This window comes from Halorientalis pallida (genome assembly GCF_004118325.1).
Classification (GTDB): domain Archaea; phylum Halobacteriota; class Halobacteria; order Halobacteriales; family Haloarculaceae; genus Halorientalis; species Halorientalis pallida.
Map to the genome: position 1 here is coordinate 537,809 of NZ_RDFA01000002.1, position 24,269 is coordinate 562,077.

28 protein-coding genes and 1 pseudogene are annotated in these 24,269 nt (G+C 67.3%); 10 read left to right on the plus strand and 19 right to left on the minus strand.

The genetic code is table 11. The annotated features are described in order from the left end of the window. The 3 genes from EAF64_RS07940 to EAF64_RS20905 are packed head-to-tail and all read left to right on the plus strand — an operon-like array spanning position 1 to position 2,288. A complete protein-coding gene (locus EAF64_RS07940) occupies positions 1-687 on the plus strand; it encodes a QcrA and Rieske domain-containing protein (RefSeq protein ID WP_129068430.1) in 687 nt (228 codons plus the stop codon). Then, the gene (locus tag EAF64_RS07945) at positions 684-2,111 is read left to right on the plus strand and encodes a cytochrome b (protein WP_227738909.1); all 1,428 of its coding nucleotides are present in this window, start codon (positions 684-686) and stop codon (positions 2,109-2,111) included. Before EAF64_RS07940 ends, EAF64_RS07945 begins: the two co-directional genes overlap by 4 nt. Next, positions 2,112-2,288 carry a hypothetical protein gene (locus EAF64_RS20905; RefSeq protein ID WP_193767618.1) on the plus strand — a complete coding sequence of 59 codons (177 nt, stop codon included), beginning with the start codon at positions 2,112-2,114 and terminating at the stop codon, positions 2,286-2,288. Position 2,289: 1 nt separating this feature from the next. On the opposite strand, the gene EAF64_RS07950 is transcribed toward EAF64_RS20905, so the two are convergent. The 11 genes and pseudogenes from EAF64_RS07950 to EAF64_RS08000 all read right to left on the minus strand — a co-directional run bounded on the left by EAF64_RS07950 (position 2,290) and on the right by EAF64_RS08000 (position 9,629). Then, complete coding sequence (locus EAF64_RS07950; protein WP_129068431.1) at positions 2,290-2,574, minus strand: hypothetical protein; 285 nt, start codon at positions 2,572-2,574, stop codon at positions 2,290-2,292. Between the two features lie 7 nt (positions 2,575-2,581). Beyond that, the gene (gene pyrE / locus EAF64_RS07955) at positions 2,582-3,118 is read right to left on the minus strand and encodes an orotate phosphoribosyltransferase (RefSeq protein WP_129068432.1); all 537 of its coding nucleotides are present in this window, start codon (positions 3,116-3,118) and stop codon (positions 2,582-2,584) included. Positions 3,119-3,158: 40 nt separating this feature from the next. Further along, complete coding sequence (locus tag EAF64_RS07960) at positions 3,159-3,551, minus strand: hypothetical protein (RefSeq protein WP_129068433.1); 393 nt, start codon at positions 3,549-3,551, stop codon at positions 3,159-3,161. Positions 3,552-3,608: 57 nt separating this feature from the next. Then, positions 3,609-5,123: a sulfatase gene (locus EAF64_RS07965; protein ID WP_129068434.1), complete on the minus strand. Its 1,515-nt coding sequence runs from the start codon at positions 5,121-5,123 to the stop codon at positions 3,609-3,611. Positions 5,124-5,216: 93 nt separating this feature from the next. Next, positions 5,217-5,579 carry a NifU family protein gene (locus EAF64_RS07970; protein ID WP_129068435.1) on the minus strand — a complete coding sequence of 121 codons (363 nt, stop codon included), beginning with the start codon at positions 5,577-5,579 and terminating at the stop codon, positions 5,217-5,219. Positions 5,580-5,764: 185 nt separating this feature from the next. Continuing rightward, positions 5,765-6,004: a hypothetical protein gene (locus tag EAF64_RS07975; RefSeq protein ID WP_129068436.1), complete on the minus strand. Its 240-nt coding sequence runs from the start codon at positions 6,002-6,004 to the stop codon at positions 5,765-5,767. A gap of 82 nt (positions 6,005-6,086) precedes the next feature. Continuing rightward, positions 6,087-7,568 carry an NCS2 family permease gene (locus EAF64_RS07980; RefSeq protein WP_129068437.1) on the minus strand — a complete coding sequence of 494 codons (1,482 nt, stop codon included), beginning with the start codon at positions 7,566-7,568 and terminating at the stop codon, positions 6,087-6,089. A gap of 203 nt (positions 7,569-7,771) precedes the next feature. After that, positions 7,772-8,163: pseudogene (locus EAF64_RS07985) on the minus strand (RidA family protein). A 42-nt stretch (positions 8,164-8,205) separates the two neighbouring features. After that, positions 8,206-8,532 (minus strand): DUF5783 family protein, encoded by a 327-nt coding sequence (locus tag EAF64_RS07990; protein WP_129068438.1) that lies wholly within the window; start codon positions 8,530-8,532, stop codon positions 8,206-8,208. A 36-nt stretch (positions 8,533-8,568) separates the two neighbouring features. After that, positions 8,569-8,865, minus strand: a complete 297-nt coding sequence (locus tag EAF64_RS07995) for a hypothetical protein (RefSeq protein WP_129068439.1) — start codon at positions 8,863-8,865, stop codon at positions 8,569-8,571. 68 nt (positions 8,866-8,933) lie between these two features. Next, positions 8,934-9,629 (minus strand): helix-turn-helix domain-containing protein, encoded by a 696-nt coding sequence (locus tag EAF64_RS08000; protein ID WP_129068440.1) that lies wholly within the window; start codon positions 9,627-9,629, stop codon positions 8,934-8,936. 282 nt (positions 9,630-9,911) lie between these two features. Between EAF64_RS08000 and EAF64_RS08005 the strand changes: the two genes are divergently transcribed. Continuing rightward, positions 9,912-10,631 carry a hypothetical protein gene (locus EAF64_RS08005; protein WP_227738910.1) on the plus strand — a complete coding sequence of 240 codons (720 nt, stop codon included), beginning with the start codon at positions 9,912-9,914 and terminating at the stop codon, positions 10,629-10,631. An 80-nt stretch (positions 10,632-10,711) separates the two neighbouring features. Here EAF64_RS08005 and EAF64_RS08010 read toward each other — a convergent pair whose 3' ends face one another. The 3 genes from EAF64_RS08010 to EAF64_RS08020 all read right to left on the minus strand — a co-directional run bounded on the left by EAF64_RS08010 (position 10,712) and on the right by EAF64_RS08020 (position 14,240). Then, positions 10,712-11,101: a hypothetical protein gene (locus EAF64_RS08010; protein ID WP_129068441.1), complete on the minus strand. Its 390-nt coding sequence runs from the start codon at positions 11,099-11,101 to the stop codon at positions 10,712-10,714. 155 nt (positions 11,102-11,256) lie between these two features. After that, a complete protein-coding gene (locus tag EAF64_RS08015; RefSeq protein WP_129068442.1) occupies positions 11,257-12,732 on the minus strand; it encodes a PAS domain S-box protein in 1,476 nt (491 codons plus the stop codon). Between the two features lie 95 nt (positions 12,733-12,827). Beyond that, positions 12,828-14,240: a single-stranded-DNA-specific exonuclease RecJ gene (locus tag EAF64_RS08020; RefSeq protein ID WP_129068443.1), complete on the minus strand. Its 1,413-nt coding sequence runs from the start codon at positions 14,238-14,240 to the stop codon at positions 12,828-12,830. Positions 14,241-14,385: 145 nt separating this feature from the next. On the opposite strand from EAF64_RS08020, the gene EAF64_RS08025 reads away from it, so the two are divergent. Then, a complete protein-coding gene (locus EAF64_RS08025) occupies positions 14,386-15,744 on the plus strand; it encodes a HEAT repeat domain-containing protein (RefSeq protein WP_129068444.1) in 1,359 nt (452 codons plus the stop codon). A 17-nt stretch (positions 15,745-15,761) separates the two neighbouring features. Here EAF64_RS08025 and EAF64_RS08030 read toward each other — a convergent pair whose 3' ends face one another. The 4 genes from EAF64_RS08030 to EAF64_RS08045 are packed head-to-tail and all read right to left on the minus strand — an operon-like array spanning position 15,762 to position 19,034. After that, positions 15,762-16,499 carry a uroporphyrinogen-III synthase gene (locus EAF64_RS08030; protein ID WP_129068445.1) on the minus strand — a complete coding sequence of 246 codons (738 nt, stop codon included), beginning with the start codon at positions 16,497-16,499 and terminating at the stop codon, positions 15,762-15,764. Then, a complete protein-coding gene (gene cobA, locus EAF64_RS08035) occupies positions 16,496-17,278 on the minus strand; it encodes a uroporphyrinogen-III C-methyltransferase (protein ID WP_129068446.1) in 783 nt (260 codons plus the stop codon). Before cobA ends, EAF64_RS08030 begins: the two co-directional genes overlap by 4 nt. Before the next feature lie 25 nt (positions 17,279-17,303). Continuing rightward, positions 17,304-18,443 carry a hydroxymethylbilane synthase gene (gene hemC / locus EAF64_RS08040; protein ID WP_129068447.1) on the minus strand — a complete coding sequence of 380 codons (1,140 nt, stop codon included), beginning with the start codon at positions 18,441-18,443 and terminating at the stop codon, positions 17,304-17,306. 45 nt (positions 18,444-18,488) lie between these two features. Continuing rightward, positions 18,489-19,034 carry a CDP-2,3-bis-(O-geranylgeranyl)-sn-glycerol synthase gene (locus tag EAF64_RS08045; RefSeq protein ID WP_129068448.1) on the minus strand — a complete coding sequence of 182 codons (546 nt, stop codon included), beginning with the start codon at positions 19,032-19,034 and terminating at the stop codon, positions 18,489-18,491. An 85-nt stretch (positions 19,035-19,119) separates the two neighbouring features. Between EAF64_RS08045 and EAF64_RS08050 the strand changes: the two genes are divergently transcribed. From EAF64_RS08050 to EAF64_RS08060, 3 genes are all read left to right on the plus strand, one after another. Further along, a complete protein-coding gene (locus EAF64_RS08050) occupies positions 19,120-19,950 on the plus strand; it encodes a proline dehydrogenase family protein (RefSeq protein WP_129068449.1) in 831 nt (276 codons plus the stop codon). A gap of 35 nt (positions 19,951-19,985) precedes the next feature. Beyond that, the gene (locus tag EAF64_RS08055; protein WP_129068450.1) at positions 19,986-20,645 is read left to right on the plus strand and encodes a DUF502 domain-containing protein; all 660 of its coding nucleotides are present in this window, start codon (positions 19,986-19,988) and stop codon (positions 20,643-20,645) included. A 114-nt stretch (positions 20,646-20,759) separates the two neighbouring features. Continuing rightward, the gene (locus EAF64_RS08060) at positions 20,760-21,038 is read left to right on the plus strand and encodes a hypothetical protein (RefSeq protein WP_129068451.1); all 279 of its coding nucleotides are present in this window, start codon (positions 20,760-20,762) and stop codon (positions 21,036-21,038) included. Here EAF64_RS08060 and EAF64_RS08065 read toward each other — a convergent pair. Further along, positions 21,035-21,964, minus strand: coding sequence for a branched-chain amino acid transaminase (locus EAF64_RS08065; protein WP_129068452.1), 930 nt, complete (start codon positions 21,962-21,964; stop codon positions 21,035-21,037). The genes EAF64_RS08060 and EAF64_RS08065 overlap by 4 nt on opposite strands. Before the next feature lie 499 nt (positions 21,965-22,463). Between EAF64_RS08065 and EAF64_RS08070 the strand changes: the two genes are divergently transcribed. Beyond that, the gene (locus EAF64_RS08070) at positions 22,464-22,697 is read left to right on the plus strand and encodes a hypothetical protein (RefSeq protein WP_153188281.1); all 234 of its coding nucleotides are present in this window, start codon (positions 22,464-22,466) and stop codon (positions 22,695-22,697) included. 57 nt (positions 22,698-22,754) lie between these two features. Further along, a complete protein-coding gene (locus tag EAF64_RS08075) occupies positions 22,755-24,263 on the plus strand; it encodes a hypothetical protein (protein ID WP_129068454.1) in 1,509 nt (502 codons plus the stop codon). The last annotated feature ends 6 nt before the right edge of the window (positions 24,264-24,269 follow it).

The following is a 24,269-nucleotide window of genomic DNA, read 5'->3' on the forward strand; positions in this document are numbered from 1 at the left end:
ATGCCAACGGACACGTCAGCCGAGGACCCACACGAGGAGATCGAGATCGAACGCCGACAGGTCGCGAAGATGCTGGCAGGGATCAGCGGTGCCGGGGCTATCGGTGCGTTCAGCGTCTCCGCGCTGGCCGGCCTCGGCGAGTCCGGGAAGATCGTCCCGCCGGAACCGCTGTTCGTCGAGGGCGTCCGCCTGGTCGACGCCCAGGGCAACCCCCTCACGGCCGCGGACGCGCTCCCGACGAACGAACCCGGAACCGACGAACTGGAGACGACGACCGTCTACCCAGAAAAAGAGGGTGGTGGGACGATCACGAAGGATCGCGCCGCGGTCCTGCTCGTACGGTTCCCCGGAGACAGCTATCAGGAGCCCACGAACCTCGACGGCACCGTCGAGGGGTACGCGGCCTACTCGAAGGTGTGTACGCACCTCGGATGTTCCGTCGGCGGGACGGAGGGTGACCAGTTATACTGCCCGTGCCACGGGTCGGTCTTCGACCCGTTGCAGGGCGCGAAGGTGACCAACGGCCCGGCACCGAGCCCGCTCGCCCAGCTCCCGATCGGTGTCACCGACGGCTCGGATGGCTCCGGTAGCGCCGGTGGCACGAACAGCACCGACGGCCCGGACGGTTCGGACGGACAACTCCTCCTCGCGACCGGCCCCTTCGAGGGCCCGGTCGGTCCCCAATGACGATGACACCAGAGACTCCAGACGACCCAGACGACATCGACGACACGGCGGCCGACACGACGGCCGCGGACGGGAGCGGCCACGCGGGCGGCTACGACGGGACCACCGGCGGCGAACCGGTCCACGGTCACGACATCGAGACCACGCAGAAGTACCCGAACAACCGCCTGTTCACCTGGCTCGACGACCGGCTGGAGCTGAACCACGACGTGCTCGGGAAGGCCTTCCCCGAGGACAAGTACGGCTCCTTCCTGCTCGGCGAAATCGCGCTGTTCTCGTTTATCTTCCTCGCGCTGACCGGCTCCTTCCTCGGGCTCATGTACGAACCGGTCGCACGCGAAGTCACCTACGAAGGCAACGCCGCGGAGTGGGCCGGACAGCAGGTCCCTGGCGCGTTCGCGAGCGTGCTGGAGATCACGTACGACACGCCCTTCGGCATGTTCCTGCGGATGACACATCACTGGGCGGCGTACATCTTCATCGCCGCCATCGCCCTGCACATGTTCCGGGTCTTCTTCAGCGGTGCCTACCGCAACCCACACGAACCGAACTGGTTCATCGGGAGCGTCCTGCTCTTGATCTCCCTCGCCGAGGGTTTCTTCGGGTACGCGCTCCCGCTCGACGGATTCAGCAAGGCCGCGACCATCATCGGGTTCAACATGACCGGCGAGGTGCCGGTGGTTGGCGGCTTCCTGCAGGCGCTGGCTTTCGGCGGTGCCTTCCCCAGCCAGGCCGACCAGGTGATCCCGCACATGTTCTTCCTGCACGTCTTCTTACTCCCGGCGTTACTGGTGGCGATCATCGGCCTCCACATGATGGTCCTGATGCGGCAGAAACACACCGAACACGCGCCCAGCTCCCGGAGCGACGACCGCACGCCCGAGGCCGACGACGACTCGTTCGTGGTCGGGTCGCCACTGTTCCCACAGCAGTTCCTGCTGTCGACGGTCGTCCTCCTGCTCACGGCCGCGACCATCTCCTTTTTGGCGGCCTTCTTCCCGGTTCAACGGATCGCCGCCATCGGACTGGAGTCGCCGTCCCACCCGAGCCCCGACTGGTTCTTCATGTGGGTCTTTGGCTCCCTGAAGATGATCCCATCCGAATTCGTCGGCGGGATCGTGGTCCCGATGGTCATCATCGGCACCATGATCGTCTGGCCGCTGATCGACAACACCGACGAACCGAAACACTTCACCGTCGATCCGCTGGACCGCCCCGCCCAGACCGCCCTCGGCGTGGGCGCGATCATGCTCACCATCGTCCTCTCGATCGACGGGATGCGCGTGACGGTCGCACAGGTGCTGGGCACCACGACAGACGCGATCTACCCCTACCTGATCGGGATGACCGTCGTCGTGCCGATCCTCTACACGCTGATCGTCTACGCCGTCCTCAAACGCCGACAGCGCCGCATCGCCGGGTAGATGCAGGTTCCGCTGTCCCCCCGCGGCCTCCGCTGGCTCGACCGGGTGAGCAAACTGGTCGGCCTCGTTCTGCTCGCGGCCGCGCTGGAGGGTTCGCTCGGGCAGTGGTCGCTCGCGGCCGGCCTCGCCGGCCTGGTGATCGGCGGCGTGACGATCTTCCTCGAACCCGCCGACTAACTCACCGCCGCGCCCGCCACTCCCTGCGAACGAAAAACACCGCGAGCACGAGCGTACAGACGCCGAGAACGACGATGCCGAGCGTGCCGACCACGCCCGAGTAGAGAAAGAGCGAGACTTCGTACTGGTCGCCTGGGACGCGGTTGCCCGCAAGCCCACCGGCGGCCAGCAGGAAGGCGACGACCCAGAGCCCGAACCCGAGCGCCCCCGCCCGGGCCAGCCACGGGTGGACGAACCGGTCGAAGAAGCCGTCCGCTCCCTCCGGGCCCGGGGGTTCCTCGCGCATGCTTCCCTCAGCCGTCGACTCCCTCGGCGTCCTCGAGCAGGTCGTCGGCGGTCAACAGCGATTCCAGTTCGATGTCGTGATCGGCCAGGTGCTCGGCCGCGCCCTCCTGCCGGTCGACGACGACGAGGACGCGGTCCACGACCGCGCCGGCCTCACGCAGCGCCTCGACGGCGTCGACGGCGCTCTGTCCGGTGGTGGCGATGTCCTCGAGGACGACGACCGCTTCGCCCTCGGTGAGTTCGCCCTCGATGCGGTTGCCGGTGCCGTACTCTTTGGCCTGTTTGCGTGCGATGACGTAGGGCTGGCCGGTCTCGACGCTCGTGACGGCCACCAGGGGGACCGCACCCAGCGCCACGCCGGCGAGCTTGGACTCGCCCACGCGCTCGGCGAAGGCCTCGGCGACGAGTTCCAGACACCGGGGGTTGGTCTCGAAGACGTACTTGTCGACGTAGTAGTTCGACGTGCCGCCGTGGGACAGCTCGAACTCGCCGAACTTCACGGCGTCGGCGTCCCTGAGCGCGTCGATGAGCTGCTGGTTGGGCATGTCCGGAGTGGCGGGCCCACGGGACTAATACCCGCCGGAACTATGCCGGTGGCTCGCCGACGCCGGTGCTGATCCGGACGAGCCCGTACACCGCCGGCACCACGCCCAGCGCCGCCAGCGCGAGCCCGTAGGGCGGTTCGGTGAGGACGACCAGTAGCGGTAGCGCGCTCCCGACGAGCAACGAGAGGGTCCCGGCGGCGACGCCTTCGGGACTCGTGAGCGACTGCCGGCCGGTCGCCTCGGCGTACAACAGTCGCGCGCCACCCAGCGCGAGCACGCCGCCGAGGGACCCGCCGGCGACGAGCAGCGCGAGCGGGAGCGTCTCGATGCCCCGGACGAGTCGGTAGCCACCTGCGGCCGCCAGTCCGAGCGCTCCCACGGCCTGCGAGATCGCGCCGAGCACGAGCGCGTTCTCGCGCGTCGTTCGTGACATGGTCGTGTCGGCGGCCGCGCAGGGCGAGTGCCTTTCGGAACCCGACGGACCCGCCGGTCAGTCCAGATAGCCCAGTTCCGCGAGCCGGTCTCTCGTGGCACGGTCCATGTCTTCGAGGACGTCGTCGGCCTCGACCGTCCCCCACTCGGCGGCGATTGTGTCCTCGAACGCGGTCAGCGCCGACGCCGCGGCCGCGACCGCCTCGTCCGCGCCGGCGACGTTCGTCGTCTCCCCGGGGTCGGTATCGAGGCGGTACCCCTCGTCCGGGATGCGTTCGTTGCGAACGTACTTCGCGTCCGGCCGCCGTGCCGCCCGCATCCGGGAGTAAAACCGGGACTGCTCGGGGATTTCGAGCCCGGCGTCGGCCGCCACGCTCTCGAGCTGGCGCAACTCGACGACGGGTCGGTGGTACTCCACGAAGGCGTACCGGCCCCGCTCGGGCACGTCGGGTTCGGCTTCGTGGCCGTCGAACGACCGGTACTCCGGCGCGAGCAGCGACCGGGCCGGATCGACCGCGACGCCGCCGGGGGCCGCCTCGACGCCGGCCGCCGACAGGACCGTGTGATAGAGGTCGAGCAACTCGACCGTCGTCGTCCCGTCGCGCCCGCCCGCCGGCAGGTCGGGGTGTTTGATCGTGAGCGGGACGTTCACCAGCGGATCGTAGACGGCGAATTCGTGGCCATAGAGGCCGTGTTCGCCGTGGAGTTCGCCGTGGTCGGCACAGACGACGACCGTGGTGTCCGCCCAGTGGCCCGTGGCACGGAGCCAGTCGAACAGTCGGCCGAGCTGGTCGTCCATGTGTCTGATCTCGGCCTCGTACAGTCCGACGATCTCCGCCCACTCCGCGTCGTCGATCTCCCGAGCTCCGGCGTTGAAATCCTTGGCGTTCTGACACACACGCGACGGGTCCGTCCCCGGGGCGAACGCCTCGGCGTACGCCGCGGGCGGGTGGTACGGCAGATGCGCGTCCATCAGATTGAGGAACGCGAAGAAGGGGCCGTCGGTCTCCGCGACGAACTCGATAGTGCGGTCGATCACCGCCGGTGTCTTCGTGTCCTCGCTCGCACTGGCGGCGAGACGTTCGTGGACGCGGTTCCCGGCTTCGACGAGCCAGTCCGTGACCGACCGGAGACGGTCGTCGCCGCTCATCGCCGTCCAGAGTCGGGCCAGCGGCCCCGAGAGGGCGTCGCCGGGCATGAGCCGGAAGAAGTTGTCCTGGTGGTCGAACCCGGCCGTGAGGCGAGTGTAGGGGCTGATCCAGGCGTTCGCGGAGAAACAGGCCGTCTCGTACCCCGCGGCCGACAGCGATTCGGCCAGCGTGGTCGCTCCCTCGAGGTACGGCGTCTCCTGTGTCGCGCCGTGTTCGCTCGGGTACAGTCCCGTGAACATCGAGGCGTGGACCGGGAGCGTCCACGGGGCCGGCGCGACGGCCTGCTCGTACGTCGTCGCCACTTCGGCGAACGCCGACAGCGTGGGCGTGGTCTCACGCTCGCACCCGTACGGCGTGAGACTCGACTTCCGAACCGTGTCCAGCACGACGAACACCACGTTCGGCGCCTCAAGATCGGTCATGAAACCCTTTCAACGAGGGTTCGGCGAGATAAATACTCCCCGCTCGGCGACGTGGCTCTTCGCGGTCGTGCGACAGAAAAAACTGTCCTGATTTCAGAACGGCGCTTCGGGGCCTTCGTCGTCGTCGCCGCTGCTCGACTCGTGGCCCGGGAACGACGGGCTGGTGGAGCCGCCGGCCATGCCCTCGTTGCCGCTCGCGCCGGTGTTGGCGTGGACCGTCTCGATCTCGGGGATCTCCTTGGTCATCCGGGTCTTGATCGCCTGGATCGTCATCGGGGAGATGCCACAGCCCGAACACGCGCCGCCGAGCTGGATGGAGACCTCGCCCGTCTCCCGGTCGATGCTCTCGATCGCCGCGCTCCCGCCGTGCATCTGGATCTGGGGGAAGTTCCGGCGCAGAAAGTTCGAGATCTGTTCACGGAGGTCGTCGTCGCCGCCCTCGGTTTCGGTGCTCATGGTGTCTCCGATTACGCTTTCACCGTGCTTAGGCTTTTGGTCTCCCACCTTTTTCCCGCTCGGGTGGCCTGCGGCTACCACTCGCGGCAAAAACGTGGGCGAAAAAGGCGGATCGCGCGCTCTCGCGCGCGATCCGGTGCTGTGCTCGTGCGTTCCCCGACAGCTGGCCGTGTTGCCGCCCGTCGTTACAGACAGTTTCCGGTGACGAGCTGGATCACGATCTCGAAGAGCTTCTGCGTGGTGACGACGATGCCCCCGTCACCGCCGCCGAGCAGGTCAAGAATCGTCCGGTCGTCGTCGATCACGACGGTACAGCCGTCGCTCGGCGCGTCCGCCCCGTTCGTCTGGGCGACTGCGCCGCTGCTGAGAAGCGTGATCGTGAGCAGTGCGGCGAACACGATGGCGAGTGGCTTGTGGAGTTGCATCGTCCTCCCCGGCGGTTGTCTGCCGGTTATTTTCACACTGATTGACTAGAACAATATAACTGTCGGCTCGCGAACTGCTGGGTCAGGCGACCGTCGTCAGGACCCCGCTGGTCCGGACGGCGAAGTAGACGACGAAGGCGACCGCCAGCAGCCACTGGCCGACGTGGACGTCACGCCACTCGCCCTGAGCGGCCTTCACGAGCGGATAGCTGATGATCCCCGCGGCGATGCCGTAGGAGATCGAGTAGGTCAGCGGCATGATCAGGATGGTCATGCCCGCCGGCACGGCGTGTGCGAGGTTGTCCCACTGGATGTCCGTGACGTTCTGGAGCATCAGCAGGGCGACGACGACCAGCGCGATGTGGGAGGCGTACAGGGGAATCGCCGCCGCCAGTGGGACGACGATCAGCGCCGCCAGGAAGAGCAGACCGACCACGAGCGCGGTCATCCCGGTGCGGCCGCCCTCTTCGACGCCGGTCGAGGACTCGATGTAGGTCGTCACGGTCGAGGTGCCGAGGATGCCGCCGACGGTCGTCCCGATGGCGTCGGCCATCAGCGGCTTCTCGATCTCGGGGAGGTCCCCCTCGTCGTCGAGAAAGCCCGCGATCTGGGAGACACCGGTCAGCGTCCCGGCGGTGTCGAAGAAGTCCACGAAGAAGAAAGTGAACACGACCAGCGAGAACGCGAAGGCGTCGACGTTCGCGAACCCGTCGACGAAGGCGCCGAGAAGCGGCGTGATGTCGTACTGCGCGCCGGTCATCCGGCTCATGTCGAGACCGCCGTTACGGACGAATTCGGCGGCGGCGACGCCCGGTGCGACCAGTCCAGCGAGCGTCGCGATCGCGCCCATGATCGTCGTCACCAGAATGCCCACGACGATGGCCCCCTTCAGACCGCGGACGTACAGCATCAGCGTCAGGAACAGGCCGACCACCGAGAGGATCGCCACGGGATCGGTCGCGATGGGGCCCAGCGTCACGAGCGTCGCGGGGTCGTCCACGACGATCTGCATCGCTTCCAATCCGATGATCGCCAGAAAGAGTCCGATCCCGGTCCCGACCGCGAACTTCACGGGTTCGGGGAACAACTCGATGACGTACTTTCGCGCGCCGACGGCCGTCAGGACGATGAACAGCACCCCTTCGGTCACGACCGCGGCGAGTGCGGTCTGCCAGGGGATGCCCATCGCGCCCACGACCGTGAACGCGAAGAAGGCGTTCAGGCCGAGGCCGGGTGCCTGTCCGAACGGCCTGTTGGCGTAGAAGGCCATCACGAAGATCGCCGCCGCCGCCGCGAGGATCGTCACGACGGCGAGCATCTGCTGGACCTCGCCCGGCGTGTACCCCTCGAGGGCGATGCCTGGTTTGCCGTCGGATCCGGGGAACTGCGTCATGATCGCCGGGTTCACGACGACGATGTAACTCATCGTCAGGAAGGTCGTGATCCCCGCGACGATCTCGGTCCGCAAGTCCGTGCCGTGTTCCGCGAATCCGAAGTAGTTCGCGAACCAGGAGTCCTGGCCCCCGTCCGTCGCTACGTCGTCGGCCGCCGGTCCGTCGGACATACTGTGTTGTCGCCAACGTAACCCCCCAGGGTGTTATGTATTGCTCTAGAGGTAGTGTTTGCTCGGCAATAGCTCTCTCGCGACTGCCACCCGTCGGCCACGAAACTGACCGATCCAGCCGTGGAACGGTATCGTCCGGACTGACGTTTCTCTGACCTGTTTCGAATATTGACAGATATAAATAAATTCCACCGTCTGCACTGTCAGGCCGACCCGACGACGGCTTCGGCCTCGATCTCGACCCAGAGGTCGGGATCGATCAACTGCTGGACCTGCACCATCCTCGCGGCGGGGCTGGCCGCGCCGAAAATCTCCCTGTGAGCGCGCCCGACCGCCTGCCAGTCGTCGGCGTCGGTGACGTCGATGCGCGTCCGAACCACCTCGTCGGGGGTCGCGCCCGCCTCGGCCAGCGCCGACTCGAGGATTTCGAGGGCCCGTTTCGCCTGCCCGTACGGGTCGCCTACGGCCACGGGCTCGCCGTCTTCGTCCGTGGCGGTCGTCCCCGAGACGACGACCCTGTCGCCGTTCGGACGGCCCGCGAGTAGCCCACCCGTTCCTCCCACTCGGTGTCCGACGAGACGCGCTGTCGGTTCATGTCGGCCCGTGGCGCGCCACCGAAAAATAGCTACGTGACCATCTACTCGCTCGTGTCGAACCCGAACACGCGCTGGAGTTCCGTCTCGATCTCCGCAGTGTAGCGGTCCACGATCTCCTCGAACTTCTCCTCGCCGACGACGACGCCCTGGAGGCGGTCGTATGGGTCGTCGGGCAACTCGATCCGGAACTGACCCTCACCCTCGTAGAAGGGTTCGCTCTCCGAGAGGACGAACTGGTCGATCCCGTGGATCAACTCCGAATCGAACCGGTCGTTCATCGTCTGGAAGGCGTTCTTGTAGGCCCGCTGGAGCTCCGTGAAGTAGTTCGCGTACTTTTCCTCGAACTGCTCGGGGTCGAACTCGGCCATACCTGTCTCTGGGCGAGCCAGCCCTAAAACCATCCCTCACTCGCCGTCGGTGTCGGCCTCACCGAACAGGGTGACGCCGGCCAGCCCGAACCCGTGCTCGGGGAGCGCGAAGGTGTACAGCGCGAAGCCGGCCACCGCCGCGAGCAACACCGCCGCGATGATCGGGAAGACGACCGTCGACGTGAGCAGGCTCGCCAGCCCGACCGGCCGCGGGACGACCGTCGCCACCACGACCGCCAGGATCGACATGGTGAACATCACGCCGAAGGCAAAGCCCGCGCCGAAGATGAGGCGCTCCCGTTCGGTGGTCTCGTCGGCGTCTGAATCGGCCATGACACCCTACTGGGGGTTCGACCGGCTTAGCTCTGGTGGCCGTTACCATACCACGACCTGCGACGGGCTCACCCGTTCGCGTCGCGCATCGCACCGTCGTCCAGCCGTCCGGGGACGGTCGCGGACACGAGCCGTTGCTCGATCCGGCGGAGGTGCTGGCCGACGACGCTGGCCGAACAGCCCAGTTCCGCAGTGATCTCCGCGTGGGTCGCCTCCCGGGGATTCCGGTAGTAGCCACACTCGACGGCGGCGACCAGCACCTCGCGCTGACGGTCGGTCAGCTCGCGGAACTGCCGTCGCGTGGCCGGTTCGTGCTGGCGGACGTGCTGGACGTGGACATCCGCCAGCTCGCGGGTCGTGGCGATCCGGTTCCGGAGCGCCTCCTGGCTCCCCGTCTCGACGAGTTCGACGGTCGCGGGCTCGTGATCGACGTATTGGATCGGGAAGTCGACGGAGACGCCGAAGGACTGGTGGACCGAGAGCAGTCGCTCGAACGTCTCGTCGGAATAGAAGCGCAGTTGCGCCACGAGCGGCTCACTGCGCTGACTGACGGCCGCGTCGACGATCTTCTCCGGGGCCGCGGTCAGACACTCCTCGAGTGCCCGTTCGGTTCCGCCGATCTCGTAGACGATCACCACTGTCCCGTCCGCGAGAAACTCCAGCGACCGCACCGTCTCCTGGTAGACCCCAGCCCTCCACAGTGCCCGTTCCCCGCGGTCGAAGTGCCCGCGCTGTGGCCTCATGGCGTAGGCGACTTCCCACATGTGAGTGTCCCAGGTCGGCTGACCTAGAAAATCCACTTTGGACGATACTTATAAGAATACGTGTATGGCTGTAAGAATACGTTTCCATCGAACACAACATTGTTCGGCCGTCGCATGACAGACCGCAACAGTACACGTGAGGCGAATCGAAGCGGACGCGAACCCGACCGGCGATCCGTCCTCTGAGGTATCGGGACGACGGCTGCGGCAGGCGCGGGACTGACGGCGCTGTCTGGGTCGGCGTCGGCACAGACGAGCGTCGAGATCGACGAGGTAATCGACGTGAGCAGTCCCTTCGGGTCCGACAACGAACTGCCGGTCGTCGACGAACTGTTCGTGTTCGTCCACGGCTGGTTCGGCGATACGACCGTCGAAAGCCAAGCCGAGGACGTGGCGACCTCGCTGGCCGATGGCGGCTACGACGCCGACGCGAACGTGGCCATCGAGTGGGACGCGACCAACTTCCTCTACTTTGACGCCGAGTCGGACACGGAGGGCGTCGGACAGGACGTGGCCGACCTGATCGCGGACTTCTACGACGCCGGCGGCGGGAACGTCCGGCTGGTCGGTCACTCGCTGGGCGGTCGGGTCGTCTGCTGGACGGCAAACAAGATCGACGACGACCACGACATCGAAACCATCGCACCGCTGGGCGCCGCCGCCGACGGCTCGCAGGTGTGTTCCGGCGGCGAGTGGCACGACGGGCTCGCCGACAATGCCGACGAGGTGCGCAACTACCACTCACAGAACGACCCGACCGTCGGCGGTGCCTATGGCGGCTTCGGCGACACGGCCCTCGGGACCGATGGTGCTGGCTGTCCGGGCCACGAGACGTACACCGACGTCGACGTGACCGACAGCGTCGGCGGACACCTCGAACACCTCGGCGACGAGGCCGTCGGATCCGACCTGGCGGCGGCCATCCTCGACGACGACGGCGGTGATTCCGGTGACGACGGTGACGATGGCGACGACGACGACGGCTTCTTCGACTTCTTCTGAGTCGGGCACGAACCCTGACTCGATCCCGCAATCCCCAGACATCGATTCTCCCGATCCCCCACCACCGTTCCCCACACCTCCTATTCTATCGTGTCCCGTACCGTCTCGATTACGTCGGTCATCTCTCCGTCCGTCTCCCGGTCGACCGCCACGACGACGCCCTTGCCGTCGGCGAGCGGGACGACCACGTCGACGAGCGTCTCGTAGATCCGGACGGTCGCGGGCAGGCGTTCGTCGTGGCTCGTCTCGTAGGCACCGCGGTCGATGGTCTCCAGTAGCGCGTCCTCGAGGACGCTCCCGGAAGTGTTCTCACCGTGTGACCGCTCGAAGGCGGCGGCGGTGTACACCGTCCGTGCCTGCTGGTCCGCGCTCTTGCTGTAGCGACCGACCGCCAGGACCGCTCCGGCGAACTCCGCGCGGAGCGATTCGCTGGCGCGCTCGGCGACGGCGTCGATGTCCCTGCCATCCACTCTCGTCGGCGAATAAATCCAGTTTGGGCTGTCTCGACGACGAATACGTCGTTTGTCCCCGTCGTCGGTTCGCCGGGGAGCCTCACCACGATAAATCGCGTACCGCTATATCGAATCTCGAAGACGCACGTCGAGATCGGAACTCGTCCGGACACTCACACTACTCCCTGTTCTGCCATCTCGAACTCGAATCGTACCCCACCGTCCGTCCCGTCGGTCAGCGACAACTCCCAGCCATGGGCTTCCACGATGCGTTTGACGATGGGCAGTCCGAAACCAGTACCGCCACTTGCCGACGAATACCCCGGCTCGAACACGTCTTCACGCTCGTCCGCTGGAATCCCCACACCGTCGTCTTCGACGTAGATTCCCTGCTCACCGTGACTCCCGACACGGACGGTCACGTCGGAACCACCGTGTTCGACAGCGTCATCGGACGACGTCCAATTGCCCGTGGAGCCATGCTCCACGGCGTTCCGGAACAGGTTCTCGAAAACGTGCCGCAATCGGTCGGGGTCGCCCTGGATGGTCGTCTCGTCGACGATTTCGATAGTTGCGTCGTCCGTGTCGACTCCTGCCCAGCACTTCCCGACGAGGTTCGTCAAACTGATCGGCTCCGTCTCGCCTATCGTGTCACCCTGGCGAGCGAGCGCCAACGTGTCCTCGACGATCGCTTCCATCCGGTCGAGCGACTCGAGGAGTGGAGCGAGATGCTCGCTCTCTGCCTGCTCGGCAAGGAGCGTCGCACGGCTCTGTGCGACGTTGAGTGGGTTGCGCAAGTCGTGTGAAATAACGCTCGCGAACTCGTCGAGGCGCTCGTTCTGCTGTCGTAACCGTCGCTCCCGTTCGACGCGATCGGTCACGTTCCGAGTGATCCCGACGAGGCGCGTTATCTCGTCGTCGGTGACGCCCGGCGCGAGCTTCGTTTGCCAGAAGCGTGCCCCCTCGTCGACCCGCAGTTCTTCCTGGTACGAGATCGGCTTCCCAGTGTTGACACAGCGGTGGTAGTTCGCTTCCAGCTTCGCTCCTTGCTCGTCGCCGAACACGTCTCGTGGTGTTTGGCCCCGCACCTCGTCGGTCGTCAGGCCGGTCTGTCGCTCGTAGGAGGGGCTGAGACGCTCGAACTCGAATCTGATACCGTCGTCCACTTCGACGACGTCGATAAGAAAGATGGCGTCCTCCACGTTGTTCAAGAGCGCTTCGTACTCCTCGGCGAGTTCCCGAGCGTCGGCCTCGTACTCTTTTCGCTCGGTGATATCTCGACTGCTGAGGAGTATTCCGTCGACGCCGTCGTCGAGTCGATTCCGCATCGTGGCCTCGATCCAGCACCACGATCCGTCGGCGTGCCGGAACCGGACCTCGACAGTCTCGGATTCGGACGGGTTCGAGAGAACGGTCTCCACCGCCTCGACGTTTCGTTCTCGGTCGTCGGGATGGACGAACTCGTATCCCTCGCGGCCGACCAGTTCGTCAGGCTCGTAGCCGAGGATCCGCGTGACCGCCGGGCTAACGTACGTTATCGTCCCGTCGGTATCGACGACCGTTGCAAGATCGTTTACTTCCTCGACGAGCGTTCGATACCAGTCAGCCCCGTGTTCGTCGTGCTTTTCCGGAGTCGAACTGTCGTCCATTGACCAGAGTATGAACAGTACGTACAAAAAGTCTCCAAGCTCCGGGGCGGTACCGAAGCAACCACCCGGCCCGTCCACCGAAGGCCGACCCGAGCCTACCCCAACTGCTCGCCGACGAGTTCGTCGGCGAGTTCGACGAACTCCCGTTCCGTGCCCGCAGGGACGGTCGCACCGGCGGCCACGTCGTGGCCGCCACCACCGCCGCCGACGGCGTCGCTGGCCTCGCCCAGCACCGCCGAGAGATCCAGCCCCTGAGCCACGAGACGCCCGGTCCCCCGCGCAGACACCTTCGTCTCCTCGTCGTTCTTTCGGGCGAGGGCGACGATGGGACGGTCGCGGTCGACGCCGTCGACGCCGACGGCCATGCCGGCGACGATGCCGACGATGGTCTCGCGGATCTCCTCGCCCGCGTCGAACCACTGCAGGTGTTCCTCCCGGGTGACGCCCGTCTCCTTGACCCACTGGAGTCCCTCCGAGAGGTTCCGACGGTGGTTCCGGAGGAGTTTGCGCGCCCGCTCTAACCCGTCGGCACGGTCGCCGAGACAGACCGCCAAGCCCACGTCGGCCCGTTCGTAGCGGGCGGTCGCGTTCAACAGCGTCGAGAACTCGCTGGCGTCGCGCAACTCCGTCCCCTCGGGTTCGGCCAGCAGGGTGTAGGTCGTCCCGACGAGGCCGTCGACCTTGTCGGCGGGAACCCCCTTCTTGAGCGCTCGTTGGACGAGCGAGCTGGCGACGGTCTGTCGCTCCTCGTGGTCCAGATCGACCCAGCGCCGCCACTCGCCGTCGCGTTTCAGGTCCAGGCCCAGTCCGTCGAGAAACCGGATCGCCCCGTTCTGGTCGTTGGAGATGCCCGGAATCCGGACTTCGCTGGCGTATTCGAGCAGTTTGGGCAGTGGCCGGGTCTGTTTCCCGTAGAACGCGAGATCGGTCCCCTCTTCCAGGACGCCCGCCTCGACGCCCTCGGCGACGAGCGCCCGGTTGGTACCGACCAGTTCGCCGCCGACCGCCTGCATGTCGCCGACCGCGCCGACGACCGCCAGCCGGGCCAGGTCGCGGTTGTCGACGCCCTCGCCCTCCAGTGCCCGCGCGAGTACGTAGCTCGCGCCCGCGCCGGAGAGTTCCGAGGCTCCGTCCAGCCCCTCCAGCAGGGGGTTGAGATGGTACTCGGTGTCCGCCTCGGCGGGCTGGTGGTGATCGGCGATCACGGGCGTGAAGTCGCCCGCGGCCTCGTGATCGGCGATGGCGTCGAGCTGGCCGCTCCCGAAGTCGGTGAAGAGGACGGTCTCCTCGTCGCGGGCCGCGATGGTCGCGATCTCGTGGTCGTCGAGCTGTTTCTTGAACACGACCTCGAACTCGATCCCGGCCCGTTCGAGGGCCGTCGCGGCGATTCCCGCACTCGTCAGTCCGTCCGCGTCGATGTGTGAGGCGAGCAACACCCGCTCGGCGGAACGCAGACGGTCTGCACACGCCACGGCACGATCTTCGAGCGCTTGCACTGGGCCGGCCATCGCGCATTTCTTATCGCGGTCTCCGGTTTAAAGCTCCGGTCCACGGGCCGAACTGCCGTCCACGAATCCACTCGCTTTCAGGCGGTTTCACCCGGTTTCCGGAAGACTTAGGCTCGTGTAGTGGGACCACGTACCACAGATTGGCATGACGACCGACCTCCCGCTACGGGCGCTGAGCGAGGGTAGCGAGACCGAGCGGCGGCTCGCGGCCCGAACGATCAGGGAGGCGGCCGCCGAGCAACCGTTGCGGTTGCAGGGGTCGCTCGCCCGACTCGTCGACGCGCTCGGCGACGAGCAGGAGTCGGTCCGCCGGGACGTGGCCAACGCGGTCTTCGAGGTCGGCGTCGCCGAACCGACCGCCGTCGCACCCGTGGCCGACCCGCTGGTCGAGGCCCTCGACGACGGGGTGACCGCCGTGCGGGCCTGCGTCGCACGACCGCTGGCGGAACTGGCCGCCGAACGCCCGCGGCGCGTCCGCTTTGCCGTCCCCGCACTGATCGCGCCGCTCTCCGACGTAAAAAGCGTCCGGAGCAACGTCGCCTGGGCCCTCTCCTCGCTGGCGCCGCGCTATCCCGAACTGCTCGAACCACACGCCGACGAACTCACCCGAGCGCTGTTCGACGACCACTACCCCGTGCAGGCGTCGATTCTCCGGACACTGGTGGCGCTGGAACGCGTCTATCCGGGCCTGTGTGACGTTGTGTCCGACCGGCTCCGGGAACTCGTCACCGCGGAGGTGGCCAGCGTCCGCCAGGCCGCCTGCCGCCTGGCCGCCGCGACCGACCAGCCCTGGGTCGACGAGGCGCTCCGGGAACGCGCCCGGGCGGACAGCCACCCGCTCGTCCGGGAACGTGTCCGCGCCGCCAGGACGGCCGCCGCGACACACACAGACCCCGTCGTCCCCGAGTCGGTGTTCGAGAGCGCGACGCTGGGGACCTGGGCCGCCGTCCGGATCGACCGCGAGACGGCCCCGTTTCTGGTCGGCGAAACCACCGGCATCGTCCGGGAGTACGCTGCGACCGACGAGACGGTGATGGCGTCACACGGTGTCCGACCCGAGGACTTCGAGACGCGCACGGAGTGGCTCGCCGCGCCCCGGTTCCCGCCCTCCGGCGACCGCCTGGCCGTCCACCTCCACAATCCCGCCGCCGACTACGGGATCACCCTCCGTCGGTCCACCGACGACATCGAGGCGACCCGCGTCGACGGCGAGGGCTACCGCGACTACCACGCCGAAGACGTGCTGGCGCTCGAATCCGACCGCGCCCGCCTGCTCGCCGCCACGCCCGGCGACCACCTCGCCTTCGAACTGGAGGGGGCGAGCCACGACGTGTGCGTCACGACCGCCGGCTACCGGAACGGCCGCTACCGGATCACCGGCGAAAACGAACAACAGGGGTACCACATCACCTTCCGCCCGTTCGAGGCCGAGCCCATGATGGCCGTCTTCGAGGAAGGCCGCGCCTTCCGGGCGCGAGACGTCTCGCTGACGGCCGGCGAGTAAAAATTCTCTCGAGCGAATCAATCCAGTCCGGCCGCCGCGACCGCGTCGCGCGCCAGTGTCTCGAAGTCGGCCTGGTCGGGGATCACGTCGACGTCGAGCCCGTGGGACCGGGCGGTCTCGGCGGTCGGCTCGCCGATGACGGCGACCACGGCCTCGGCCAGTCCCGCCACCGCGTCCTCCCGAATCCCGCGGTCCTCGGCCGCCGTCAAGAAGTGTTCGACGGTCAGCGAGGAGGTAAAGAGCGCGGCGTCCAGGTCGCCGGCGGCTGCCAGTTCTGCGGACTCGCCGGCGTCCGCGGGCCGGGTGAGCCGGTACAGCACCGTCTCGTGGACGTACGCGCCGGCGTCGTTCAACCCGTCGAGCAACACCGCGCTCCCGTGGTCGCTCCGTGCGATCTCGATCCGCGCGCCGTCACAGCTGCCTTCGAGGGCATCGACCAGTCCGGACGAGGAGAACTCCTCGGGCACCAGATCGACGGTGTAGCCCGCCGATTCGAGCGCGGCCGCCGTGGGGTCACCGATGGCGCAGACCGTCGTCTCGCCGGGGGTCCAGCCCGCTTCGGCGATCAACTCCGCGCCGGTCTTGCTGGTGAAGACGGCGTAGTCGGCGTCGGCGCGAGGGCTCGCGCCGGTGGGAGCGACTTCGAGCATCGGGTCCGGAACCGGGTCGGCACTCAGGTCGTCGAGCAACTCGACGGCATCGGTGATGCGTTCGTCGTCCGGGCGGAAGACGGCGACGTGGGGGCGGTCGGTCACGACTCCTCGGCCCCGTTTTCGAGGAACTTGACGACGCGCTGGCGCTCGCGGGCCACGTCACCGATCACGGTGATCGCGGGTGGTTCGATTCCCGCGTCGTCGCGGGCCTGGACGATGGTGTCCAGCGTCCCCGTGGCGACCTGCTGGTCGGGCCAGGTCCCCCGTTCGACCAGCGCCACAGGTGTACTCGGGTCCATGCCGGCTTCCCGGAGTTCCCGCGTGTACTCGGGGAGCTTTCCGACGCCCATCAGGACGACGATGGTCCCGCCGGTGGCGGCCAGCGCGTCCCAGTCGACTGCCGAGTCCTCCTTCGTCGGGTCCTCGTGACCGGTGACGAAGGAGACCGAGGAGGCGTAGTCGCGGTGGGTGACCGGGATCCCCGCGACGCCGGGGCCGGCGATGGCGGCGGTCACACCGGGCACGATCTCGAAGGGAACGCCGTGCTCGGCCAGGTACACCATCTCCTCGCCACCTCGGCCGAAGACGAACGAGTCGCCGCCTTTCAGCCGGACGACGGTCTTCCCTTCGTGGGCGAGTTCGGCCAACCGTTCGTTCGTGTACTGCTGGGAGGTGCGTTCGCCGCGGGCGCGCTTGCCCACGTCCTCGCGGATCTCCTCGGGGATCATCCCGATGATGTCGGGGCCGGGGAGTTTGTCGTGGAGGACCACGTCGGCCTCGTCCAGCAGGCGTTTCGCCTTGACCGTCAGGAGGTCGGGGTCGCCGGGCCCGCTCCCGACGAGGTAGACCTTCCCCGGTGCGATGTCGGCGTCGGCTGTCATGATGAGCGGCCTTTCGTGCCCCCGATTAAGAGTCCTCCCGTTTCCGCTCGTCGGGTTCCTCCCGTTTGGCCCGCGCGATCAGGTCGGCGGCCCCCTGTTCGCGGAGCTCGGCGGCCAGGTCGCTGGCGGCCCGTGCGTGGTGTTCGACGGGGAGATCACGTGACGCGGCCACTTCCTCGGTCCCGTCCCGACTGAGGACGCGGACGACCGTGTGAACGACCGCGCCCTGTACAGTGGCGTGGACGCCGATGGGCGCGACACAGCCCCCGCCCAGTTCGTCCAGTACGATTCGCTCGACGCTCGTCGCCACCCGTGTCGGCGGGTGATCGAGCCGGTCGTGGATCTCGGTCCCTACCTCGCCGTCCAGCGCCGTCACCGCCAGCGCACCCTGTCCGGGTGCGGGGACGAACGTGTCGGTCGGCAGCCGCTCGAACTCGACGGCGTGGAGCAGGCCCATCCGGTCCAGTCCCGCCTCCGCGAGGACGATGGCGTCGTACTCGACATCGACGTCGCGCTCGGTGGCGCGGCGTTCGATCTCGTGGAGCCCGTCGAACCAGTCCTCGATCTCGGCCAGCACGGCAGCCGAGAGGTTCTCGGGGTCGAGATCGTCGGCGTCCACGTCCTCGTCGTCCTGTTCACCGACGGCTCGCTCCAGTCGCCGTTCGTGTTCGCGCTGGAGCGAGGGCGCCAGCAACTTCTCGACGCGCGTGTCGACGTTGCCCCGGAGCGACTCGATCTCCAGGTCCGGCCGCTCGGCGCGCAGCTCGGCCGCCCGGCGGAGGCTGGCGGTGCCGACGGTCGCGCCTTCGGGGAGCTCTGCGAGTCCTGTGCCGTCGGGCGTCAGGAGGACGTCGCCGGCCGGGCCGCGCTCGGGGACGCCGGCGACGACGAGGTCCGGCGGGCTCTCGGTCGGCACGTCCTTCATGGAGTGGACGGCGGCGTCGACCTCGCCGTCGAGAACCTGCTGGTCGAGACTGCGGACGAAGGCCCCGGTCTTGCCGAGGCGGTGGATGAGTTCGTCCTGTATCTGGTCGCCGGTGGTCTCGACCTCGACGAGTTCGACCGACTGCCGCCGGCTCGACAGGCTTTCCTCTACCGTGGCGGCCTGTCTGAGTGCGAGGTCGGACCCCCGGGTCGCCAGCCGGAGCGTCCTGTCTGTGGTCATACCCGCCCCTCGTCGGCCTGGCGTGAAAAGCACATCAGTTCGCCCCTACCACGGCTCGCTCTTCAGCGAGAGCTTGTAGGCCACGAGGTTCGTCCCGACGTGCAGGACGGGTGTGATGACCAGCACGACCGCGAGCACCGGGAGCGTGAAGGTCCCGAAGAACCACCCCGGCGCGAACAGGACCGTCAGCCCCAGCGACCCCACCACGAAGTCGAGTTGATCGAGTCCGGGAAAGGCCGCGCCGCGTTCGCGGCCCGTCCGGCGCTTCAGGAACGAGGCTCCGATGTCGCCCAGCAACGCGCCGGCCGGGAGCGTGACCGCTGCCACCGGCGTGAACCAGGGGAGGGGTGCCGGGACGGCCGCGTTCACCGTCGTCTGCAAGAGGTTCAGGAGGCCCGCCAGCGCCGCGCCGGCCGCGATTCCGCCGGCGGTCCCCAGCCAAGTCTTCCCGTCACCGAGCAGTCGTCGCCCCCTCCAGGTCCGCCCGCCGTCTATCGGTGGCCCCCCACCCACCAGTACCGCGGCGTTGTTGGGCACGTACGCGGGCAACATGGCCCAGAACGCCACCGCGAGTACGCCGACGATGTCCATTCGTGGGGCATGCTGGGTCAGCGCCGTCCTTAAGGGTCCCGAACTGAGCGACAGACTCAGTATCGCGGAGGCAATATTTGCCAGCATGATTCCGCCCATCGCGCGTCGGTTCGTCGCCGGCGAGACGGAAGCCACGGCCCTGGAGCGGGCGCGGCGGCTCGACGAGCGCGGCGTCGGGGCCATCCTGAACCACCTGGGCGAACACTACGACGAGCGCGACCCGGCCGACGAGGACGCCGATACGTACTGCCGGCTCATCGACGACATCGCCGGGACGGACCTCCGGGCCTGCATCTCGGTCAAGCCCTCCCAGATCGGCCTCGACGTGAGCGAGTCGGTCTTCCGGGAGAACTGCGCCCGCATCGTCGATCACGCCGACACGGCGGGCGTGTTCGTCTGGTTCGACATGGAGGATCACACGACGACGGACGCGACCCTCGACGCATTCGAGGCCGAGGCACGCGCTCACGACGGTGGGGTCGGCGTCTGTCTCCAGGCGAACCTCAGGCGGACGCCGGCGGACCTCTCGCGACTGGCCGACTGCCCCGGGAAGGTGCGACTGGTCAAGGGGGCCTACGACCCGCCGGCGGCGGTCGCGTTGCCCAGCGAGCGGGTCGACGACGCCTACCGGAAACTGCTGGCACAGGCCTTCGCCGAGCGCGAGGGCGGCATCGCGGTCGGGAGCCACGATCCGGCGATGATCGCGGCCGCCGAACGCCTCCACGACGAGTACGGGACGCCCTACGAGATCCAGATGTTGATGGGTGTACGCGAACCCGCACAGGAACGGCTGGCCGCCGATCACGAGGTCTGTCAGTACGTGCCCTACGGGGAGAAGTGGGTGTCCTATTTCTACCGGCGCGTCGCCGAACGCCGGGCGAACCTGACGTTCGCGTTACGGGCAATCGTCAACTAGTAAAGGGAGGCACAAGAACGTCTCCGTACCGCATTATGGCCTCCTGGAAGCGGGACATCGCGAGCGGACTCATCGTCCTCCTGCCGGTCATCGTCACCCTGTACGTCATCGCGTACCTCTACGGGATCATCGCGAGTTCGACGGCCGTCTTCGGCATCGATCTGACGGTGTTGACGAGCCTGGGGGTGCCACAGCAGGCGCTGGGACTGGTCCGCGTGCTGACGACGCTGATCGTCTTTTTTCTGCTGGTCCTGTCGGTCGGCTATCTCAGCCGGACGGCCTTCGGCGACATCTTCGAGGACATCCTCGACAACCTCATGAACCGCCTGCCCGGACTGCGAGTGGTCTACAACGCCTCGAAGATGGCCGTCGAAACCGCCGTCTCCGGCACCGACGAACTCCAGAAACCGGTCAAGATCGAGACCTGGAACGGCCTGCGCATGACCGCGTTCAAGACCGGCAAGACGACCCCCGACGGTCGTGACGTGCTCTTTCTCCCGACGGCCCCGAACATCACGACGGGGTTCGTCATCGAGGTCGAATCCGACGAGTACGAAGAACTCGACGAACGCGTCGAGGACGCCCTGACGCGCATCCTCAGCGCGGGCTTCGGCGAGTCGCGTGACGAGAGCGTCGCGATCAGCGTCACCGAGGAACTGTCCAGCGACGGGGACGGCCGCTCGGACGACGACTAAGCCGGGCTTACCCGCGCCGAACCCGACCTTACTCCCGCCGGGGCCGGGCTTACTCTCCGTGGCTCGTCCAACGCGGTGCGTAACTAAATCCGTCCTCACGCAACCTTCGCGGGCATGGCAACGAGCACTCCCGAACGGGAAGTCACCGACGTGGCACAGAAGACCGGCACCGATCCGTGGGTCATCGCCGCCGGCGCGTCGGTGATCCTGTCGTGGTACGAGTTCTTCCTCCGTGACAACAAGGAGATGGGCCTGTTCGTCGGGCTGTGGCCGCCGACCTTCCTGGCCTTCGCTGGGTACTTCGAGCAGCGACGGATGGGGAGCGTACTGGACCGGCTGACCGGTCGCAGCGGCGTCATCGACTCCGTCGAGCGGATGATCCAGAACCGCTAGACGTAGTCGAACCACTCGGCGTAGTCGTCGGTCCGGCGCTCGATGACCTCGAAGAACCGCGACTGCAGTTCGTCGGTGACCGGCCCCTTCGTTCCGCTGCCGATTTCGTTGTCGTCGACGCTCCGGATCGGCGTGACCTCCGCCGCCGTCCCCGTGAAGAACAGTTCGTCGGCGGTGTACAACTCGCCCCGGGAGATCGTCGCGTCGTCGTGGACGGTGTAGCCCAGGTCCTCGGCGATGGTGATGAGCGACTGGCGCGTGATGCCGTCGAGGATCGACTCCGCGAGACCGGTGGTGTAGAGTTCGCCGTCACGAACGAGGAAGACGTTCTCCCCCGGCCCCTCGGCGACGTTGCCCTCGCCGTTGAGGACGATGGCCTCGGTGTAGCCGTTGCCCGTCGCCTCCAGGTTGGCGAGGACGCTGTTGACGTACGGCCCGGTCGTCTTGGCGTTGGTCGGGATCTGATCGGAGCCGTACTTGCGCCAGGAGGAGATCGACACGTCGACGCCCTCTTCGAGTGCTTCCTCGCCGAGGTACGCGCCCCACGGCCAGACGGCGATGGCGACCTCGACCGGGCAGTTCGAGGGGTTCAGGCCGAGTTCCTCGTACCCGTAGAACGCGACCGGCCGGATGTAACAGGACTCCAGGTCCTGCCGGCGGATCAACTCCTCGGTGGCCTCGGTCAACTCCTCCCGACTGAACGGGATGTCGATGTCGTACGGTTTGCCCGACTGGTAGAACCGTTCGAGGTGGTCCTCCCAGCGGAAGATCGCGGGGCCGTTCTCGGTGTCGTAACACCGGACCCCCTCGAAGATCCCGGTGCCGTAGTGGAGTCCGTGCGTGAGAACGTGAACCTGTGCGTCCTCCCAGTCGACGAACTCACCGTCCTGCCAGATCGTGTCGACGTCCATCTCGTCGAATCCCATTGGCCATAGGTTGGCCCAATCCGCTCTTAACAGTTTTCGTGCCGTGCCGACGGCTCACGAGGTGACCGCCGGGCCACCACAGTTCTCCGTGCATCCCGTCGTGGGTCGGCGCGCCCGCCGGCGCTGTGTGGTCTGTGCGCCTCTCCTGGCCTGATATCGGCCGCTCGTGGCCTCGAACGGACGACGCCTGCTATCTTTACCGACCGTCGGGCCGCCCCAGCCATCGTAAGTGATAAACCACTTACCGCGATATAGAAATCACTCGGGCCCGCTACCAAGAGGGCGCCACCTACCGGCTTCGGAACGGCCGGTATCGCCCGTTTCTCGGGGAAAGCGCTCTCTAGCCCTCGCTCACAGCACCCCCTGGACACCGAAGAGTACTCCGCCCGGCCGCGTGAACGCGGTACCGAGACGTTCGCATGGAACTGGTGACACGTACCTGCCGGGAACGGTACGCTCGTCTGGGGAGGGACTGGTCTTCGACCACGAAACTGGGACGGTGCCGATCGTCGACCCCGAAGACTTGCTGGGATTTGACCCGGACGGACGGCGCTGTACGGTCGGCTTCGGTGTCGAGAGCTGGGAGAGCTGTACAGCCAACGACGCGTCGGTCGGTGTCGGGACGGACGGTGGCCGGGTGGTGCTGGTCGGCACGCGGACGGCCCTGGAAACGGACCCGGAACCGCGACACGGCTACACATTCGACCGACTCGCGTTCGGTCCCGGCGTTTGACCGGGCGGCTCGGGAAGCCTCGATGGGCCCAGTTCCGCCCGCCGTTCCCCGGAGCCCATGCGAGCCTGTGCGGGCCACCGACCACCGGATCGAGTCCGGATCGATGCGGCCTCGCTGGTCGTCGGCCAGGTTCTCGACGGTGCAGCCGACCCGTACGGCACGCCATTCGAGGACCTGCGAGTCGAGTTCGAACCCGACGGGACCCGGAGCTGCCTGACGGTTCCGGGGACTCCCATCTGGAACAGTCACGGCTGGCGCGACCGGGAGCCCGGGCGAGTGCTCGTCACGCTGGGGGAGTTGTTGTGCGATGCGCTCGACGGTGTCGCGGATCCCGAGAGTGGGCTGGTCGACCCCCTGACGATGGCTGTCGACGGCGAGACAGTCCGGCTCCAGTGGCGGTACCTCACGCACAAGCTCGGTGTGTGGCCCGTCGACGGACTTCGGTTCGACCTCCGCGCCCTCTCCCGGTCGTGGCTCCGGGATGTCGAGCGGTTCCGACAGTACAACGGTGCAGACGAACTCGACTCCCTGGCCGAGACCGTTCGGAAGCTGGCGTCGGTCGAACCGGCGACCGACCGACTGTTCCTCACCGCTCCGAGCTCGTTCGATCTCGACGAGTTGCGCACAGCCGTACTGGACGATCCGTTGAACCGACGTGACGCGTTTTTCGCGCTGCGGGAGCGCGACGACCTTCCTCCTGCGGTCGTCGACCGTGCAGCCGTAGACCTCTCGGCCGCCGACCGGTGGGTACTCGCCGGTCTCCTGGCTGCAACCGGCGACAGAGCGGCTATCGCTGCCCTCGTTGGCCTGCTGCGGACAGACGACGTCGAGAGCATACGCCACCGAGTGGCACGTGTCCTCGGCCAGCGGATCCGGGTCGGTTCCACGGACGGTCCCACTGACGCGTCCGAAACGTCCGAAACCGCCGGCGCTACGCTCGCCACGACACTCTGTGACGGGACGGGCCCATCGGGGAGGGATTTGCTCTCCATCGTCCGCTCCGACGACGAGCCACTGATTCGCGCACTGGCGGCCGACACGGCCGTCACACTCGACGGCGAGTCGGTCGTGCCGTCGCTGATAGAGGCACTCGTCGACGAACCGAACGAACGGACCCGCAGGCAGATCGCTCTGACCGTAGAACGGGCCGATGCCGACGCGGCCGCTCGGGCGAACGTGGACGCGACCGCCGAAGCCGACGACGGCCCGATGCGACGCCGGTCGCTCCTGTCCAGTTCGCAGTATGGGAGTCCGACCTCCCGCGAATCCGTCGTCGCAACACTGCAGGGTGACGATCCGGGAGTGTGGCCCATGGCTGTCAGTAGCGCCACCGACTTCCCCGACGATCCACCGTACGATGCACTCCTGGATCTGCTCAACCGGGTCGATCCAGCGACGGCACCCCGGATGCGGGCCGAAGCCTGGAACGACGCGCTGGACGCCCTCGCAGAACTGATCCGAGACGAGGACACGCCGAACCCGCCGCGAGGACCCCTCGAACGGCTCCGCTCGAAGGGTGACAAGGCCCGCCGGATCGCCACCGAGGGGCTCGACGCCGACCGATAGCCCACT

Bases quoted from the DNA above. Each gene is read 5' to 3' on its own strand.
- EAF64_RS08000 (WP_129068440.1), bottom strand. From the start codon at position 9,629: ATGTGGGAAGTCGCCTACGCCATGAGGCCACAGCGCGGGCACTTCGAC.
- EAF64_RS07995 (WP_129068439.1), bottom strand. From the start codon at position 8,865: ATGGCCGATTCAGACGCCGACGAGACCACCGAACGGGAGCGCCTCATC.
- EAF64_RS07990 (WP_129068438.1), bottom strand. From the start codon at position 8,532: ATGGCCGAGTTCGACCCCGAGCAGTTCGAGGAAAAGTACGCGAACTAC.
- EAF64_RS08025 (WP_129068444.1), top strand. From the start codon at position 14,386: ATGACGACCGACCTCCCGCTACGGGCGCTGAGCGAGGGTAGCGAGACC.
- EAF64_RS07960 (WP_129068433.1), bottom strand. From the start codon at position 3,551: ATGTCACGAACGACGCGCGAGAACGCGCTCGTGCTCGGCGCGATCTCG.
- cobA (WP_129068446.1), bottom strand. From the start codon at position 17,278: ATGACAGCCGACGCCGACATCGCACCGGGGAAGGTCTACCTCGTCGGG.
- EAF64_RS07940 (WP_129068430.1), top strand. From the start codon at position 1: ATGCCAACGGACACGTCAGCCGAGGACCCACACGAGGAGATCGAGATC.
- EAF64_RS07945 (WP_227738909.1), top strand. From the start codon at position 684: ATGACGATGACACCAGAGACTCCAGACGACCCAGACGACATCGACGAC.
- EAF64_RS08015 (WP_129068442.1), bottom strand. From the start codon at position 12,732: ATGGACGACAGTTCGACTCCGGAAAAGCACGACGAACACGGGGCTGAC.
- EAF64_RS07975 (WP_129068436.1), bottom strand. From the start codon at position 6,004: ATGCAACTCCACAAGCCACTCGCCATCGTGTTCGCCGCACTGCTCACG.
- pyrE (WP_129068432.1), bottom strand. From the start codon at position 3,118: ATGCCCAACCAGCAGCTCATCGACGCGCTCAGGGACGCCGACGCCGTG.
- EAF64_RS08055 (WP_129068450.1), top strand. From the start codon at position 19,986: ATGGCCTCCTGGAAGCGGGACATCGCGAGCGGACTCATCGTCCTCCTG.
- EAF64_RS07970 (WP_129068435.1), bottom strand. From the start codon at position 5,579: ATGAGCACCGAAACCGAGGGCGGCGACGACGACCTCCGTGAACAGATC.
- EAF64_RS08060 (WP_129068451.1), top strand. From the start codon at position 20,760: ATGGCAACGAGCACTCCCGAACGGGAAGTCACCGACGTGGCACAGAAG.
- EAF64_RS07980 (WP_129068437.1), bottom strand. From the start codon at position 7,568: ATGTCCGACGGACCGGCGGCCGACGACGTAGCGACGGACGGGGGCCAG.
- hemC (WP_129068447.1), bottom strand. From the start codon at position 18,443: ATGACCACAGACAGGACGCTCCGGCTGGCGACCCGGGGGTCCGACCTC.
- EAF64_RS07950 (WP_129068431.1), bottom strand. From the start codon at position 2,574: ATGCGCGAGGAACCCCCGGGCCCGGAGGGAGCGGACGGCTTCTTCGAC.
- EAF64_RS20905 (WP_193767618.1), top strand. From the start codon at position 2,112: ATGCAGGTTCCGCTGTCCCCCCGCGGCCTCCGCTGGCTCGACCGGGTG.
- EAF64_RS08050 (WP_129068449.1), top strand. From the start codon at position 19,120: ATGATTCCGCCCATCGCGCGTCGGTTCGTCGCCGGCGAGACGGAAGCC.
- EAF64_RS08020 (WP_129068443.1), bottom strand. From the start codon at position 14,240: ATGGCCGGCCCAGTGCAAGCGCTCGAAGATCGTGCCGTGGCGTGTGCA.
- EAF64_RS08045 (WP_129068448.1), bottom strand. From the start codon at position 19,034: ATGGACATCGTCGGCGTACTCGCGGTGGCGTTCTGGGCCATGTTGCCC.
- EAF64_RS07965 (WP_129068434.1), bottom strand. From the start codon at position 5,123: ATGACCGATCTTGAGGCGCCGAACGTGGTGTTCGTCGTGCTGGACACG.
- EAF64_RS08075 (WP_129068454.1), top strand. From the start codon at position 22,755: ATGCGAGCCTGTGCGGGCCACCGACCACCGGATCGAGTCCGGATCGAT.
- EAF64_RS08065 (WP_129068452.1), bottom strand. From the start codon at position 21,964: ATGGGATTCGACGAGATGGACGTCGACACGATCTGGCAGGACGGTGAG.